We start from the raw sequence: 15,178 nt of genomic DNA on the forward strand, positions 1-15,178 counted from the left end.
CATTGTAATAGGGAATGAAATGAAGTTCTGATGAAGCGGGATTTGAATGGAATGAAGCGGGATATCAGATACTTGAAATAGATGGAGGAACCTTGATTTTATGATGTCTTGAGTATAAAAGCAGACTGCTTCCGCAGGTGCGAGCTTGCAGCTCGCACCTAGCCTTTTTCAACAGAACTAAAAAGGTACGAGCTGCAAACTCGCACCAGCAGTGGCTTAACTAAGGAGGTCGATAAATCAAAGTCGCAACAAAATCCTGTAAAACCTGCTGCAGACAATTTGCTATATTGCAGGGCAAGTATAAATGCAATCCGCCGCATGATCGCGACCTATGATATGAAAGCGCAGCCCAAATCCAGCCGGATGTTTAGAAGAATAGCACTGGCAGCTGTCACAGCTGTCTTCTTCTACTATATCTTTGTATTCATCAACTTGGGCACGATCTGGGTGATGAACTCCAGCATTTTGCGGGAGCTGATGCTGATGTTTTTGTTTTTGCTACTTACTTTCTGGCTGCACGAAAAGATCTCCCGCTACTTCAGCACCAATCCATTTCCGAAGCTGCCTCCGTATGGCAAAACCTTCTTGGAGGCTGCCATTGTGATTGTCGTGAGCCTTTTCCTTTGTTTATTTATCATTTACCTGCCCACCTACATTGTTATTCCGGGGGTAAATATCCTTCCGCTCCGGGTGCGGCTCGGATGCACGGTTAGCACCATTATCTCGCTGTTCTTTTATTATTTTGTGGAGCGGCAGCGCGAACGCAAACAGCTGCAAACTGAGTTTCTGCGGGCCGAGCAGTTGCAAAAAGAAAACTTTAAAGCACAGCTGGAGGCGCTGAAGAACCAGGTAAATCCACACTTTTTGTTTAACAGTCTTAATATCCTCAGCTCGCTCATTTATGTAGACCAGGACCGCGCGGCGCAGTTCCTGGGGCAACTAGCCGACGTATACCGCGCCCTGCTTGATAGTGGCGGCAAAGAGCTGGTGCCCCTGCAAAAAGAACTGGAACTGGCAAACACCTACAGCAGCCTCCTAAAAACACGCTTTGGCGACAGCGTGCACTTCCAGGTGGACGTAAAGCCCAAGATGCTGCACTACCAGCTGCCGCCTACTTCGGTGCAGATGCTGCTTGAGAATGCCATCAAGCACAACGGCTCCACCAGCCAAAAGCCGCTCATAATTAGTATCCGTGTAGTTGATCAAAAACTAGTGGTGACAAACAACCTGCAGCCGCGGCTGGACGAGGTAAGCTCCACCAAAGTAGGCTTGCAGAACATCAGCAACAGGTATAAGTATTTGACTGATCAGCAGGTAGAAGTCGAACAAACGGATTCGGAGTTCATCGTACGCCTGCCCTTGCTACAAGTAGAAGAAGTATGAAGATTATCATAATAGAAGATGAGCAACTGGCCGCTGAAGCGCTGGCCGTCCTGATAAAACGGCTGCGCCCGGAATCGGAACTGCTGGCCATATTGCGTTCGGTGGAGGAGGCTGCGCACTGGCTGCTGTTGCATCCGGTGCCCGACCTGATCTTCTGCGACATTCACCTTTCTGATGGCAACAGTTTCGAGATTTTCCGGCAGGTGGATGTGAAGTGCCCGGTGATTTTCACCACCGCCTTTAACCAGTATGCCATCGAAGCCTTTAAAGTGCACAGCATCGACTACCTGCTCAAACCCATTAAGCCCGAGGAGGTAGCCAAGGCGATCAAGAAATATGAGGAGCTCCGAAGCCTGCACCTGGCGCAAGGAATGGGCAACCTGCAGCAATTAGTACAGGCAAACCCTACACATCAGCCTGAGCACCGTACTCGCTTCCTGGTCAAAAATGGCCAATCTATCAAAGCCATTCCGGTGAAGGAGGTGGCTTACTTTCTGGCCGAAGAGGGCGTGGTATTTTTGGTCACCTTCGAGAAAAAGCGCTACATCATTAGCCAGACGCTCGACCAACTGGAGGGGCAGCTGGACCCTGGTGCTTACTTTCGGGCCAACCGCCAGCTAATGGTGCACATTGAGGCGGTGCAGGAAGTGCGCCCCTACTTTAAAGGACGGCTCTCCCTGGTGCTCAACCCGCCTGTAGTAGAAGATATGATTGTGAGCAGCAGCCGGGCTGCCGCTTTTAAGCAGTGGCTGGACATGTAAGCAGCGTGGCGCAGCTGGCAAAAGTTAACTTCTTCTCCTTTGTTTTATCCTCATCGCCTGCACCCCGCTAAGCGAATGGCCAGAAAAGTACCTGCTGCCTTATCTACGTATTTTCACCGCACAAAAGGATTTTCTTACGTATAAACTACTAGCTTTTTCACTCTGCCAAGTTTTTTGTATCACTTTTTGAACAATCTGGAATTTAACAGTATACTTTCTGGTGAAGGCGCATTTCAAGTCAAATTTTTAAATCACCTTTGCAAATTCAAAAAGCGGTCCCTGGTCTAGCATTTTTATTTGTGGCAGACTTTTAGTGCCATATTAGCCCTTCCGGGACGGCCTTAGTGGCGCCAATGTGAACATATGCTTTCTACTAAGTTTTACAGTTCTATTGTAAGTAACAGCACCGACCTGATCTCGGTGATAGACCACACAGGCAGGTACAGCTATGTGGGCGCCTCTGTAGCACATATTCTGGGGTACAGCATCGAGGAACTTACCGGGCGCAGCGCTTTCGACTTTATACACCCCGAGGATTTCTGCGCAGCTTCAACTGCCCTGGCCGCCATTGCACAGCACCAGCAGGTCCGGCTGGCACCCTTCCGCTTTCGTAACAAAGCCGGCGCCTGGCGTTGGATCGATTGTTCTATTTCTAATATGCTGGAGAACGAAGCGGTAAAAGGCTTCGTGACAAACTCCAGAGACATCACCGAAACGGTAGAGGCTGAGTACCAGAAAGAGCAGCAGCAGGCCTTTTACGAATCGCTTTTTTTTGAACACCCCGATGCTGTATTTACCCTGAACAATCAGGGTATTTTTCAGCAGATAAACCGGCATGTGGCGAAGATCACCGGCATATCCGAAAACGAAACCATCGGCACCCACTTCGTTAAGTTTCTGCACCCTGAGGATACCGAAGAAACAGCCAAAGCTTTTTTGCGGGTGCTACAAGGCGAGGCACTTACCCTTGAAACACGCATCCTGGATGCAGCACAGCGGGAGCTGGACCTGTCTGTCACGCTGATGCCAGTATACTTCAGAGGCACTATTTCGGGGGTGCAAGGTATTGCCCGCGATATAACGGAGGTGAAGCGCAGCGAGCAACTGATAAAAGACCAGGCCGCGCAGTTAAAAAAGATCGTAGAAAGTATTACCGATCCTTTTCTTGCCTTCGATGCAGAATGGCGCTACACGTATGCCAACCAGCCGTTTGCCGCCTTTATGGGCAAGCAGCGTGATGAGTTGCTGGGGCAGGTGGTTTGGGACATGTACCCGGACGCTAAAAGTTCGCGCTTCTACCAGCAGTGCCTGCAGGTGGCTCAAAGTAAAGTGGCCACTACCTTTGAGGAAACTTTCCAGCAATTCGCGAATGCTACCCTCAGCTTCAGCATCTTTCCGGCCGATGGCGGCATTGCGGTACATTTTGTAGACGTGACCACCCAAAAAGCCGTTCACACCGAGCTGGAGAAGCTCTCGCTGGTGGCCAGCAAAACTACCAACGGCGTGATCATCACCGATAAAGACGGCAAAGTGGAGTGGGTGAACGAAGGCTTTACCCGCATCACCGGCTATAGCCTGGCCGAAGCCCTCCACCACAAGCCGGGCCAACTGTTGCAGATCCCCGAAACAGACCGGGAAACCATTCAGCGCGTCCACCAGAAGCTAGCCCAGGCTGTTCCTTTTTCCGAAGAAATCCTGAATGCCCGCAAAAACGGGGAACGGGTATGGTTCCTGATGGACATCACCCCTATCCTCGACGAGGCCGGTCAGGTAGTCAAATTCATCGCCATCCAAACGGACGTTACCGAGAAAAAAGCGGCGGAAGCAGAGCAGCAAAAGCTTACGAACGACCTGTTCAAGCACAACCGCGACCTGCAGCAGTTTACGTATATTGTGTCGCATAACCTGCGCGCGCCGGTGGCTAATGCTATTGGCCTGGCTGGTCTGGTAAACAAGGTGGATAAAAACACGCCTTTGTTCGATAAAACACTGCAAAAGCTGGAGACCTCTATCCACCAGCTGGACCAGGTCATCAAAGACATCAACCACATTCTTACCATGCGCGATTATAACCGCCACCTCCACCGCGAGGAGGTGCACCTGCTGGCGGTGTGCCAGGAAGTGCTCGGTAGCATGGAAGACAAACTGACGTCTATGCAGGCGCTGGTAACAGTGGCTGTAGATGCCAGCTACAGTATGCTCTCCAGTAAAGCGTATCTTTATAGCATACTTTATAACCTGGTTTCCAATGCCATCAAGTATAGCGCGCCCCACAGGATCCTGGCCCTGCACATTGCCGCACATAAAGACAAAAGAGGTTATGTGCTGACAGTAGCCGATAACGGGCTGGGCATGGAAATGCACGTGGTGCAAACTCAATTATTTAAGCTCTACAAGCGGTTTCACCCGAACACACATGGCAAAGGGATTGGCCTTTTCCTGGTGAAAACTCAGGTAGAGACGCTGGGAGGCAAAATAGACGTACAAAGTGCTCCTGACAAAGGCACAACTTTTACATTATACTTAGGAGCAAAGCATGTATAAGCAGGTATTTATTATAGATGATGATGAGGTAAGCATCTTCCTGACAGAGGCAACCCTGACCATAGAGAACTTTGCCAGCGAGTACAAGACCTTTACCTGTGCCGAAGCAGCGCTTGCTGCTCTTACCGCAAGTATAAACGGCACCTCGCCGGCTCCGCTGCCAGAAGTAATTTTCCTGGACCTGAACATGCCTCTGATGAGCGGCTGGGACCTGCTGGAGGCGCTTACCCTCTATGAAGCGCAGTTAACAGGCCAGTGTCGCTTTTTTATACTTACCTCGTCGGTAGATGAACAGGAAACTAAGCGGGCAGACAAGTATCAACTGGTTGCCGGCTTCCTTCAAAAACCACTGGAAGAAGAAACAATCCTGCGGCTAAAACAATAGCCTGGCAGCCGTAACATCAAAGCTTTGCGGCAGGCCGTTTTTCGTCCTGATCAGAAAAAGCGGTTTACGCGGGTCAGCTCCCGGCGGTACTGTGTCATGAGCCGGTTTTTAGAGATAAAGCCTTTAAACTTCTGCCCCCGCACTACTGGCAACGACCACTGCTTATACTTGTCGAACTTGTCAAGTACTTCCGAGGCGGGCTCATCAATCTCGGCTAAAACAGGCGCCTGGTGCATCAGGTCGCGGGCCAGGATGGTATCGTAGTTAGAGGTATCGCCCAGCCGTTTCCGGATGTCACTCAGCGAAATAATGCCTTTCAGGTTGCCCTGCGCATCCAGCACTTGCAACAGGCCTCTGTCGGAATTAGCGAAATTCTCCACCACCGACCGGAAAGTAGCATCTTCAGCTACCGGGTAGTGGTCCTCCTCCACCAGCTGTTTTATACTGAGCTCGTTTAGTAAGATACGGTCTACCCGGAAGGCCTTGGCCTGCCCTTTAGGTTGCACCACATGCTTGCTCAGATTTTCGAAATAGTACTTCAGGAAATAAGATACGGCACAGACCAGCATCAGCGGCACAAACAACTGGTAGCTTTGCGTGATCTCCGCCACTAAGAATATGGCCGTAACCGGCGCATTCATGATGCAGGCAAAAATGCTGGCCATGCCCAGGAACATGTAAGTGGCCTGGTTCAACCCGTAAAATGGGAAAACCAGAATCGCCACTTTATAAAAGAAAAAGCCCAGGAAGCCACCCGTGATAATGGAGGGCGCAAAGTAGCCACCTTCTCCGCCGGAGTTTACGCAAATGCCCGTGCTCAGCGGCTTTGCCATGGTGATCAGGAAAAAGAAGACCAGGTTAAACCATACTGTGTTTGGCAATGCCGCCAGAGGCGAATTAAAGAACAGCGAGCGTTCCTCTGAGTTCAGCAGGGCGTCGATGCTCACATAGCCTTCGCCATACATAGGCGGAAGCAGAAAAATAACGCTCCCCAGGGCAACGCCGCCCGTTAATGCACGCAGGTAATCATTCTTGATCTTGGCCAGGTAACGAAAGCAAAAGCTGTAGGTGCGCAGCAGATAGTTGGACAGGAGCATGCCCATAACGCCCAGCAGAATCACCAGCGGTATTTGCTCGTAGGCAAAATCGGTGAGCGGCACCTGAAAGCGCAAGTGCGAGCCCATAATGAACTCGAAAAGGATCTTACCGGTAGCAGCTGCTACTAGCAGCGGAATAAGAAGTGTAGGCGTAAACTCGGGCAAAATGGTTTCGAGGGCAAAGATAAAGCCGCCCATAGGTGCGTTGTACACTGCCGAAATGCCTGCCGCCACACCGCAGCCGATCAGCAGGGTACGCAGCCGGTAGCCCAGGCCCAGAAAACGGCCGATGTTTGAACCCACAGCGGCCCCATTCGTGATAATGGCTGCCTCTACGCCGGAGCTCCCACCAAAACCAATGGTAAGACCCGTGGTGATAAACTTGGAATAAACGAGCCGGAACTTGATAATAGAGGAGTTTTTCTCGATCGACTCGATCACGTTTCGCGTGCCGCTGAAATAGGCGGTTTTGCGAAAGACATTGCGGTTGAGGAACGTTACCAGCAGAAACCCGATCAGGGGCAGCAGGAAGTAGAGCAGCTTGGGGGCAAAGTATACAGCGTACTGCTCAAAATAAAAAATGATGGTTTTGATCAGAATTGCCGACAGGCCAACAATGAGCCCCACCACCACACTTAATATAAAAGGAAGAATGCGGTTGTTACTCTGGCTCCTGCGCCATTTAAAAAAGGCGAGCTGGTATCGGTTTAGTCTGCTCATGATTCTCCCACAGGGACGTCGCTACATGGAGCCGAATGTAGCAAATATTTATGAAGTATACCGGTCTTGGGCAATACTCTTGCGCCCTTTGCCTGCCGGGCAGCCTTAAAGTATAGGCAAAGGGCGCAGCAAGGCTGCAAACGTAGGTTATTCTACAGCAGCCTTACACCTGCAGCTTTTTCAGGCAGGCGGCCAGGTCTATTCCTTTCCCCCTGACGCCTTTAAAAAGATCGCCTTCTTTTTTGATGCGGCCAGGTATGTTCCGGATGGTGAAATCAGTAGGCCTGAGCCCCGGCTTCACCTCTTCCCAGTGCAGGGGCGTAGAAACGGTGGCTCCCGCCCGCGGCCGTACACTGTAGGGAGCCGCTATCGTCTGGCCGATGGAGTTTTGCAGGTAATCCAGGTAGATCTGCTTGCGGCGCTCTTTGGGGCTGCGCTCCAGGCTGGTAAGTTCGGGTAGGCCTGCATGCACCTGCTGCGCCACCAGGTGGGCAAAGTGGCGTACTTCTTCAAATTTATACTTGGCGCCGAGCGGCACGTAGAGGTGCATGCCCGTTGCTCCGGAAGTTTTACAGTAGCAGGCAGCGCCAATTTTATCTAGCACAGCCTTGGTAGCCAGCGCCACTTCCACTACTTCATCATACGTATTTTCGCCGGGGTCCAGGTCGATGACGAGGTAATCCGGCTGCTCCAGGTTGGCCAGCCGCGAGTTCCAGGGGTTAAGCTGAATACAGCCCAGGTTGTTGAGGTAGGCCAGCGTAGCCTTGTCGTCGCACACTACATACTCCACCTCCTGCCCCGTAGACTCTGCCTTTAGCGATGCTTTATGTACCCATTCCGGTGTATGAATGGCGTTTTTTTGAAAAAAGCCTGCTTTGGCGATGCCGTTCGGGTGGCGCAGCAGCGTTTCGGGCCTGTCCTGCAAATAGGGAAGAATGGTGTCGGCTATACTTTGGTAATAGGCGACGAGGTCCTGCTTGGTATAGCCTTCGTTGGGCCAATATAGCTTGTCGAGGTTGGTGAGGGGCACCTGCTGCCCGTTCAGGTTGAGGGTTTCCTTGTTTTCAGCTTTACTATTCTCTTCCTGCTCCCCTGATTTGGCTGCAGGCTTCGCTTTTCCTTTAGCAGCGGTCTTTTTAGTAGCTTCTTTCATCGCTTTCTCCTTTTGTTCTGCTGTTTCGCGTACTACAGCAGTCGCTTTCTTGTCTTCGCGCAATCCTTCAAAAATAGCTTGCCGCATCAGCCCGTCGGAGGTCCACTCGGCAAAGGAGATCTCCGCCACCAGTTCCGGTTTCACCCAGGTAGCCGGCGCGTTAGGCTTCACCTTACCCGAAAAAGGTGATTCTTCCTGCACTAACTCATCTAACTTGGCCTTCAGCATTTCCAGCGACTTGCGGTTAAAGCCACTGCCGCTCTGACCTACATAGGTCAATTCACCTTCTTCATATACCCCTAGAATCAGGGCACCAATGTGCTTGCGCTTGCCTTTGGGCTCAGTAAAGCCGCCGATCACCACCTCCTGCCGCAGGTGCGTTTTTATCTTGAGCCACTCGCTGCTGCGCTTGCCGGTGCGGTACGGGCTGTTTGCCAGCTTGCCCATAATGCCCTCCACCTGCTTGCGCTGCGCCTCCTTGAAGAAGTTTATCCCCTTCCCCACCACATGGTCTGAGTAACGAACAGCAGGAATATCCACTAATATTTTCTCCAGCTTTCTCTTCCGCTCCAGCAAGGGCAGGTCGCGCAGGTCCTCGCCATCCAGGTACAGCAGGTCGAACACGCAATAGTATAAGTTCTCTTTCGGGGTGTTCTGGTAGTTCTGCAACTCCTGAAAAGTAGCGTCACCCTGCTCGTTCAGCACCACGATCTCCCCGTCCAGCACGGCGGCATGCTTCAGCTGTTGCAGGCCTTCTACAATGGGTTCATACTTGTCTTCATACGATTTGCCGCTTCGGGAGTACAGTTCCACCTTGCCGTCCTGCACCTCGGCCACTGCACGGTAGCCATCCCACTTCACTTCAAATATCCAGTCTTCATTGTCAAAAGGGCCGTCTGTGAGTTTGGCCATCATGGGGATGATGTGGTGCGGCATCTTGGCTGTGTCTGCCTTCTTAGCTTTGGCTGCCGCTTTAGAGATTTTGGATTTGGCGGTAACCGCTTTTTTGCTGGTTTTTACTTTGCCCAAGTGTTCCTCGCTGTCATAGGGTTCATGCACGGCTTCGGCATCGTCTTTTTTGATTAGCAGCCAGGCATCTTTTTGCCGCCCTCTCATTTTAACAAGCGCGAACTCGCCCTGCAACTTGTTGCCCTGCAGCACAAATTTGATGCTCCCCGCCTGGAGGCCCTGTAGCAGCAGGGCTTCATCCTCCGCGCGCTTGTCCGTTTCGGCAGCGTAGTAGGTGCCTTCATCCCAGATATCGACGTGGCCCGCGCCATAGTTTCCCTCCGGAATATCGCCTACAAAGGTGCCGTAAGCAAACGGGTGGTCTTCCACTTCCACGGCCAGGCGCTTGTCCGCCGGATTCATTGAGGGGCCTTTTGGGACAGCCCAACTCTTGAGCACACCTTCCATTTCCAGCCTGAAATCATAATGCAGTTTGCTGGCTTGGTGGCGGTGCACGACAAAGCGCAGTGCTCCGGGCGAAGGTGTTTCGTTGCCTTCCGGCTCTGAGGTTTGGTTAAAGTTGCGCTTCTGGTTATACTTCTCTAAGGTCATCGGTTGCTGCTTTTGTCCGTATCAGGTCGCACGACACATGCTGCAAAGAGTTTGAGTACAAAGGAGATTTGAACCATGTTAGTTTATACTTTTCATACTTGCTCAAGGCGCGGTTTATACTTGCTGAGTAAGTTTTCAGCGCCTACCTGTACCGTTAGCTTCTTATAAGTATTTTATATCTCTTGCCTACGTCACCAGTCCTATTCTCAATATTTCTCTCCGTTTTATGTCGAATAATCCTAAAACGAAATAGACTATACTTCGTTTTTCGTTGGCCCTAAAGAGCAGGACAACTACTACCTGTCAGAACGGAAAACGCCCTTTACGGCCATACTCAAGTATAAGCGTAAAGGGCGTTTAGACAAGGTGTTTCAGCCGCTCAGCGGATGCACATGTATCTTTACTGATTGCCTGTTGTGTAGCTGTTCGCCTGCGACTGCCGCAAGGCTTCCTGCACCTCCCGATCCGTAGCACTGCCCCAGAATGTCTTGTAAACAGCGGCATCTGTGGCATGTCGGATGGGTTTCAGTTCCGGAGCTGCTTGTTGTAGGGCAAGCACCAGCGCATCGTAGGGACGGTAGCCCACGATCATCACGCCTGGCTGACCGGGCTTGTTAATGGTGAGTGTCGGGAAACGGCTGATGCCAAGCAGGCGCACCTGCTGCAAGTCATCCTCAAAGGCTTGCTTCGCTTCCTGTCCGCTGGCCGCCTGCTTAAAAGCGTCAAAGTCCAGCAGTTCGGGCGAACTTTCAGAGAGTTCTCTGGCTACTTCCAGCAGCACCTCCCATTTGCCAATGTTGCGGCCGTGCAGCATCACAGCTTCGCGCACGCGCCGCAGGTAATGCTCCACGGCGTCAGCCGACTGCAAGCCGGCCGCTTTAACGGCTATACATGCCGGAAAAGAAGAGGCAGGCGGATCAGAGAACCATATCTTGTCTTCTATCGGCATGCCAGAAGTATACTTGGCTTCCATCCAGAGTGGCCCCATCTGCAGCGGCTTGCTAACGGTGTTCATCGGGTCGCTGTACTTATCCCAGTTAGGTATAAGGCCGCCCATGCGATACCGCCATTTTATACTTCCGGCAAATTCGTAGCGCAGCCGGCGCCACTGAGGCTCCAGCGCCCAGCTCCAACAACAGAGAGGGTCGGTGTAGAACTCAATCTGCACCGACCCTGCCTGGGTATTCGTTTCGTTTTTCAATTTATCTTATTTCCATTAAGCTTATTCATGTAGGCAAAATCATTAGGCAAGCGTGCATGCTATTCATCATACGTGCTCCACTGGCTTACGCCTTCGGGCATCGACATCTTCACTTCTTCGCTTCGGATCTCGCTCAGTGCTTTGTCATTGGTAGATACACTCTCCATGGTGCGGTGCGTGCCTTCCGGTGCGTGGGTGGTCATACCCTGTGATTCAATCACGTGCTTAATCGGATCTTCGATGTACTGCCAGGTTTCGCCTTGTCCCAGCGTTTCGCCTTCGTTCCACGGGCCTCTGTACGAAGCACCATTCGACATGTTGAAGTACTTGTTGCTGAAACGGGGATCGCCTTGTAATACCCCGGGTGGAAAATTCGGCTGAATGGTGCAAAGGGCCGCCTCAAACATCTGATAATGGGCTACTTCGCGCGTCATCAGAAAGTTTAGCGTCTCTTTTACATAAGGATCATCTGTGAATTGCATCAGGTATTCATACACGATCTTGGCCCTCGACTCTGCAGCTATATCAGAGCGCAGGTCTACGGTCAGGTCGCCGTTAGCGTGGATGTACGCAGCCGTCCAAGGGTTGCCCTGGCTGTCAGCTGGTTTAGGGCCGCCGCCGGTTACTGCCCAAAACTGCGGGTTCAGCATACCTTCATGTATCACCCCTTCTTTGGCGGCTTTGCCGTCCAAAAGCTTCATAATTTCTGATTCTTCAGCGGCATTTTTCAAGTCGCCGTTTACCCCCTTAAGCAGCATCTGGATGGTAGCGCCCACAATTTCGAGGTGACTGAACTCCTCGGTGGCAATGTCCATCAGCATGTCATACTTGTCGGGATAGGGGTTTTTGGCAGCAAATGCCTGCGTAAAATACTGCAGTGCAGCTGATAACTCGCCGTTCGCTCCCCCAAACTGCTCTAGCAGCATGCCTGCAAAACGAGGATCGGGCTTTGATACCCGGGCATTAAATTGTAAGTCTTTTACGTGGTAAAACATAGTAGTTCGTATTAAGTTTTAAATTCATAGCGTACATGTTTTTGAACGGGAGAAACAGAATGGTGTTGCAATGCAGGCCTGTATTAGGCAAATCAGGTTTAAAAAACACGACAAACGCCATCCCTGTCTATTTCCTATTAAACCCACTAAATCCGGAAAATCAAGGCTGCCTGGAGACAGGCGGCGGCTTTAGAAGCGGTGTTGGCGCACCTGTTTGTGGCACCAGCACAGGCGTTGGCTGTAAAGAAGACAGCACTGAGCTGGCAGCAGGCGATTTTCCGGAATGGGAGCAAAGTAAATGCAGGAAAAAAGCAGTACCTTTCGGCTCAGTCAGACAGGTTTGTTGCTGCCTTACGGCAGGGCAAATTTAAGTTGGCGTACAACCCAAACATCTCCAGGCATTTAGGGTTATCACACTACCTGCATTCGTTGGAGTGCGGGGTATCTGTACTGTTATCGTTATGCCGGCAAGCAGTTAAATCCATGAAAATTTCCTATATGCAAAAACTCTACACCCTTCTCCTTTTTATTTTAATCGGGCTTCCCGGCTTTGTAGCGGCCCAGGTGGTAACGACCACCCCTGAGTTCCCGACAGCCGACAAGGAGGTAACCATCACATTCGATTTATCCAAAGCGACCGACGCGCGCGCCAAAGGCCTGCTAGGTAAAACTGACGATGTATACTTATGGTCTGGAGCGGGCACTTCCGCTACGGGCGACGCTTTTGAGTACCAGCCTGCCGGACAGACGAATTTCAATGCGCCCTTTGCTCCCGGAAAAATGACTTCATTGGGTAATAACAAGTGGCAGATAACGCTGGTGCCCCGCCAGTATTTCGGCGTGCCGGCAGACAAGCCGATCCGACGCTTGGGCGTGCTGCTGAAGAACGGCAATGGAACGGCACAGACCGAAGACCTTTTTATTAAAGTGTATGAAGATAAACTGAGTGTTTCGTTTACCAGCCCCACTGCTTCTGCTTTTTATGTAGACGCCAATGCTACGATCAACATCAGCGCCGTAGCCTCTGCGCCGGCAACCCTGACGCTGAAGCAGGAAACCACTGTGCTGAAAACAGTAACAAATGCCAATGCTATCAGCTATACTTTAAATGCGGGAACAGTAGCAGGCGCGCAGCACCAAATTACGCTGGAGGCCAAAACAGCAACAGAAACCGCTACCGCCAGCTTTACTTATACTGTCGCCCCGCAACCCACGGTGGCGGCGCTACCGTCCGGCATCATCGACGGCATCAACTATACCAGCCCGACCAGTGCCATCCTTAGCCTTTTTGCGCCTGAAAAAAGCTTTGTCTACCTAATCGGGGAGTTTAATAATTGGACGCCTTCTGCTGCTTACCTGATGAAGCGCACACCCGACGGCAACCACTACTGGCTGGAGCTTAACAACCTGACGCCTGGCGCCGAAGTGGCTTACCAGTACCTGGTGGATGGCACCATTGCGGTGGCAGACCCTTATGCGCAGAAAGTTCTGGACCCCAACAACGACCAGTACATCTCCAGTGCCTCTTACCCGAACCTGAAGCCTTATCCGCAAGGAGCCACCGGCATCGTATCGGTGCTGCAGACAAACCAGACGCCTTATACCTGGAAGGTGACAGATTTTAAGCGGCCGAAAGTGGAGAAAATGGTAGTGTATGAGTTGCTCGTGCGCGACTTTGTAGCCACACAAAATTATACGACTCTCTCCGATACGATCTCCTACTTTAAGCGCCTCGGCGTGAATGCCATCGAGCTGATGCCGGTAATGGAGTTTACCGGAAACGACTCCTGGGGCTACAACCCAACCTTCTATTTTGCCCCTGACAAAGCTTACGGTACTGAGAACGCTCTAAAAGCCTTTATCGACAAATGCCACGAAAATGGCATTGCGGTTATACTTGATATGGTATTGAACCAGGCCGACTACGAGTTTCCGTATGTGAAGCTGTACTGGGACGGAAATAAGCCTGCTGCGAACAACCCATACTTCAACCAGCAAGCCACCCACCCCTACAGCGTTTTCTTCGACTTTAACCACGAGAGCCTGTATACCAAGGCCTTTGTTGATCGGGTGACACAGTTCTGGCTGGAGGAATACCACGTAGACGGCTATCGTTTCGACTTATCCAAAGGCTTTACACAAAAAAATTCGGGCAATGACGTAAGTGCCTGGAGTGCCTATGATGCCAGCCGGGTGGCCATCTGGAAACGCATTTACGATAACATCCGCAGCGTAGACAAGACGGCTTTTGTGATGCTGGAGCACTTTGCCGACAACCAGGAAGAGAAAGAACTGGCCAACTATGGACTGCTGTTCTGGGGCAACCTTAACTATGAGTACCGTAACCTGGCCAAAGGGAACACGTCAAACCCGGAGTGGATCTCCTATAAAAAACGAGATTGGCTGTACCCGTACGTGGTGGGCTACATGGAAAGCCACGACGAGGAACGCCTGCTATTTGATGTGACGCACAACGGCCGCACCAGCGGCGCCTATAATACCCGCACCCTGGCTACTGCCCTTAACCGCGACAAGCTGGCGGCTGCTTTTTTCCTGCCCATCCCTGGGCCAAAGCTGATCTGGCAGTTTGGAGAGTTGGGCTACGATGTATCGATTGATCAGAATGGCCGCACTGGCCGCAAACCGCTGCACTGGGAGTACCAAAACAACACCGACCGGCAAAAGCTTTTTGATGTATATGCCGCGCTTATCCACTTAAAGGAGACGCAGCGGGTGTTCCAGACCTCTGATTATACTTTGGCTATGGATGCTTATGTGAAGCGCATCACCCTGAATGGCGATGGCGATACTACCGTGTACATCATTGGCAACTCCGATGTGCAGAAGCTGTCGGTGCCTGTCAATTTCCCTGCTGCGGGCACGTGGTACGATTACTTCAGCGGAGAGCAGGTGCAGGTAACCAACACCGCCGAAGCGCTGGAGCTGCAGCCGGGCGAGTTCCACCTCTACTCTACGGTGCCGTTTCCGGCCCCGAAAGCAAATCTGGTGCCATGGCAACAGGGTGTGCTGGCAGTAGAAGGAGAACTGGTGGACAGCAAGAACCTGCTAGTTTACCCGAACCCTGCTACCGCTACAGTGCTTGTAGAACTGACGGATGCTTACCGCGGTGATGTAACGCTGCAGCTTTCCAATATGACGAGCGGCACTATTCGCACCTTTAGTACGCGTAAAACGCAGCAGACCTTTATTGAGAAGCTGGACCTGCATGGCATTGCTGCCGGCACATACTTTTTACAGATACAAACAGGCGACAAGCGAATGGTGAAGAAGGTAGTAAAACTGCCTTAACAGCCCTGCAGTAGCATTTCAGTAATTTAGAAGAGCAGCAGTTTTCGGCGATCCACCGGAGGCTGCTGCT

At 51.6% G+C, this 15,178-nt stretch carries 10 protein-coding genes; 6 read left to right on the forward strand and 4 right to left on the reverse strand.

The features are described 5' to 3' along the window. Window positions 1-318 precede the first annotated feature (318 nt). From ABDW72_RS12025 to ABDW72_RS12040, 4 genes are all read left to right on the forward strand, one after another. A complete protein-coding gene (locus ABDW72_RS12025) occupies window positions 319-1,383 on the forward strand; it encodes a sensor histidine kinase (protein ID WP_347158811.1) in 1,065 nt (354 codons plus the stop codon). Next, the gene (locus ABDW72_RS12030) at window positions 1,380-2,144 is read left to right on the forward strand and encodes a LytR/AlgR family response regulator transcription factor (RefSeq protein WP_347158812.1); all 765 of its coding nucleotides are present in this window, start codon (window positions 1,380-1,382) and stop codon (window positions 2,142-2,144) included. Before ABDW72_RS12025 ends, ABDW72_RS12030 begins: the two co-directional genes overlap by 4 nt. A 363-nt stretch (window positions 2,145-2,507) precedes the next feature. Next, complete coding sequence (locus ABDW72_RS12035; protein ID WP_347158813.1) at window positions 2,508-4,688, forward strand: PAS domain-containing sensor histidine kinase; 2,181 nt, start codon at window positions 2,508-2,510, stop codon at window positions 4,686-4,688. Continuing rightward, window positions 4,681-5,073 (forward strand): response regulator, encoded by a 393-nt coding sequence (locus tag ABDW72_RS12040; RefSeq protein ID WP_347158814.1) that lies wholly within the window; start codon window positions 4,681-4,683, stop codon window positions 5,071-5,073. Before ABDW72_RS12035 ends, ABDW72_RS12040 begins: the two co-directional genes overlap by 8 nt. 50 nt (window positions 5,074-5,123) lie before the next feature. Here the strand turns inward: ABDW72_RS12040 and ABDW72_RS12045 are convergent, their stop codons facing one another. The 4 genes from ABDW72_RS12045 to ABDW72_RS12060 all read right to left on the reverse strand — a co-directional run bounded on the left by ABDW72_RS12045 (window position 5,124) and on the right by ABDW72_RS12060 (window position 11,799). Then, window positions 5,124-6,890, reverse strand: a complete 1,767-nt coding sequence (locus ABDW72_RS12045) for a chloride channel protein (protein ID WP_347158815.1) — start codon at window positions 6,888-6,890, stop codon at window positions 5,124-5,126. Window positions 6,891-7,053: 163 nt separating this feature from the next. Further along, window positions 7,054-9,603, reverse strand: a complete 2,550-nt coding sequence (gene ligD, locus ABDW72_RS12050; protein WP_347158816.1) for a DNA ligase D — start codon at window positions 9,601-9,603, stop codon at window positions 7,054-7,056. Window positions 9,604-10,003: 400 nt separating this feature from the next. Then, window positions 10,004-10,804 carry a DsbA family oxidoreductase gene (locus tag ABDW72_RS12055; RefSeq protein ID WP_347158817.1) on the reverse strand — a complete coding sequence of 267 codons (801 nt, stop codon included), beginning with the start codon at window positions 10,802-10,804 and terminating at the stop codon, window positions 10,004-10,006. A gap of 59 nt (window positions 10,805-10,863) precedes the next feature. After that, window positions 10,864-11,799: a manganese catalase family protein gene (locus ABDW72_RS12060; RefSeq protein ID WP_347158818.1), complete on the reverse strand. Its 936-nt coding sequence runs from the start codon at window positions 11,797-11,799 to the stop codon at window positions 10,864-10,866. Between the two features lie 35 nt (window positions 11,800-11,834). Here ABDW72_RS12060 and ABDW72_RS12065 point away from each other — a divergent pair, with 35 nt between their 5' ends. Together ABDW72_RS12065 and ABDW72_RS12070 are read left to right on the forward strand one after the other, a co-directional pair. Continuing rightward, a complete protein-coding gene (locus ABDW72_RS12065) occupies window positions 11,835-12,170 on the forward strand; it encodes a hypothetical protein (protein WP_347158819.1) in 336 nt (111 codons plus the stop codon). Window positions 12,171-12,297: 127 nt separating this feature from the next. After that, window positions 12,298-15,108, forward strand: a complete 2,811-nt coding sequence (locus ABDW72_RS12070) for an alpha-amylase family glycosyl hydrolase (protein WP_347158820.1) — start codon at window positions 12,298-12,300, stop codon at window positions 15,106-15,108. Window positions 15,109-15,178 lie beyond the last annotated feature (70 nt).

It is taken from the genome of Pontibacter chitinilyticus (assembly GCF_039748935.1).
Classification (GTDB): Bacteria; Bacteroidota; Bacteroidia; order Cytophagales; family Hymenobacteraceae; genus Pontibacter; species Pontibacter chitinilyticus.

Coding starts and splice junctions, on each gene's coding strand:
- ABDW72_RS12025 (WP_347158811.1), top strand. CDS start 319: ATGATCGCGACCTATGATATGAAAGCGCAGCCCAAATCCAGCCGGATG.
- ABDW72_RS12030 (WP_347158812.1), top strand. CDS start 1,380: ATGAAGATTATCATAATAGAAGATGAGCAACTGGCCGCTGAAGCGCTG.
- ABDW72_RS12035 (WP_347158813.1), top strand. CDS start 2,508: ATGCTTTCTACTAAGTTTTACAGTTCTATTGTAAGTAACAGCACCGAC.
- ABDW72_RS12040 (WP_347158814.1), top strand. CDS start 4,681: ATGTATAAGCAGGTATTTATTATAGATGATGATGAGGTAAGCATCTTC.
- ABDW72_RS12045 (WP_347158815.1), bottom strand. CDS start 6,890: ATGAGCAGACTAAACCGATACCAGCTCGCCTTTTTTAAATGGCGCAGG.
- ligD (WP_347158816.1), bottom strand. CDS start 9,603: ATGACCTTAGAGAAGTATAACCAGAAGCGCAACTTTAACCAAACCTCA.
- ABDW72_RS12060 (WP_347158818.1), bottom strand. CDS start 11,799: ATGTTTTACCACGTAAAAGACTTACAATTTAATGCCCGGGTATCAAAG.
- ABDW72_RS12065 (WP_347158819.1), top strand. CDS start 11,835: ATGTTTTTGAACGGGAGAAACAGAATGGTGTTGCAATGCAGGCCTGTA.
- ABDW72_RS12070 (WP_347158820.1), top strand. CDS start 12,298: ATGCAAAAACTCTACACCCTTCTCCTTTTTATTTTAATCGGGCTTCCC.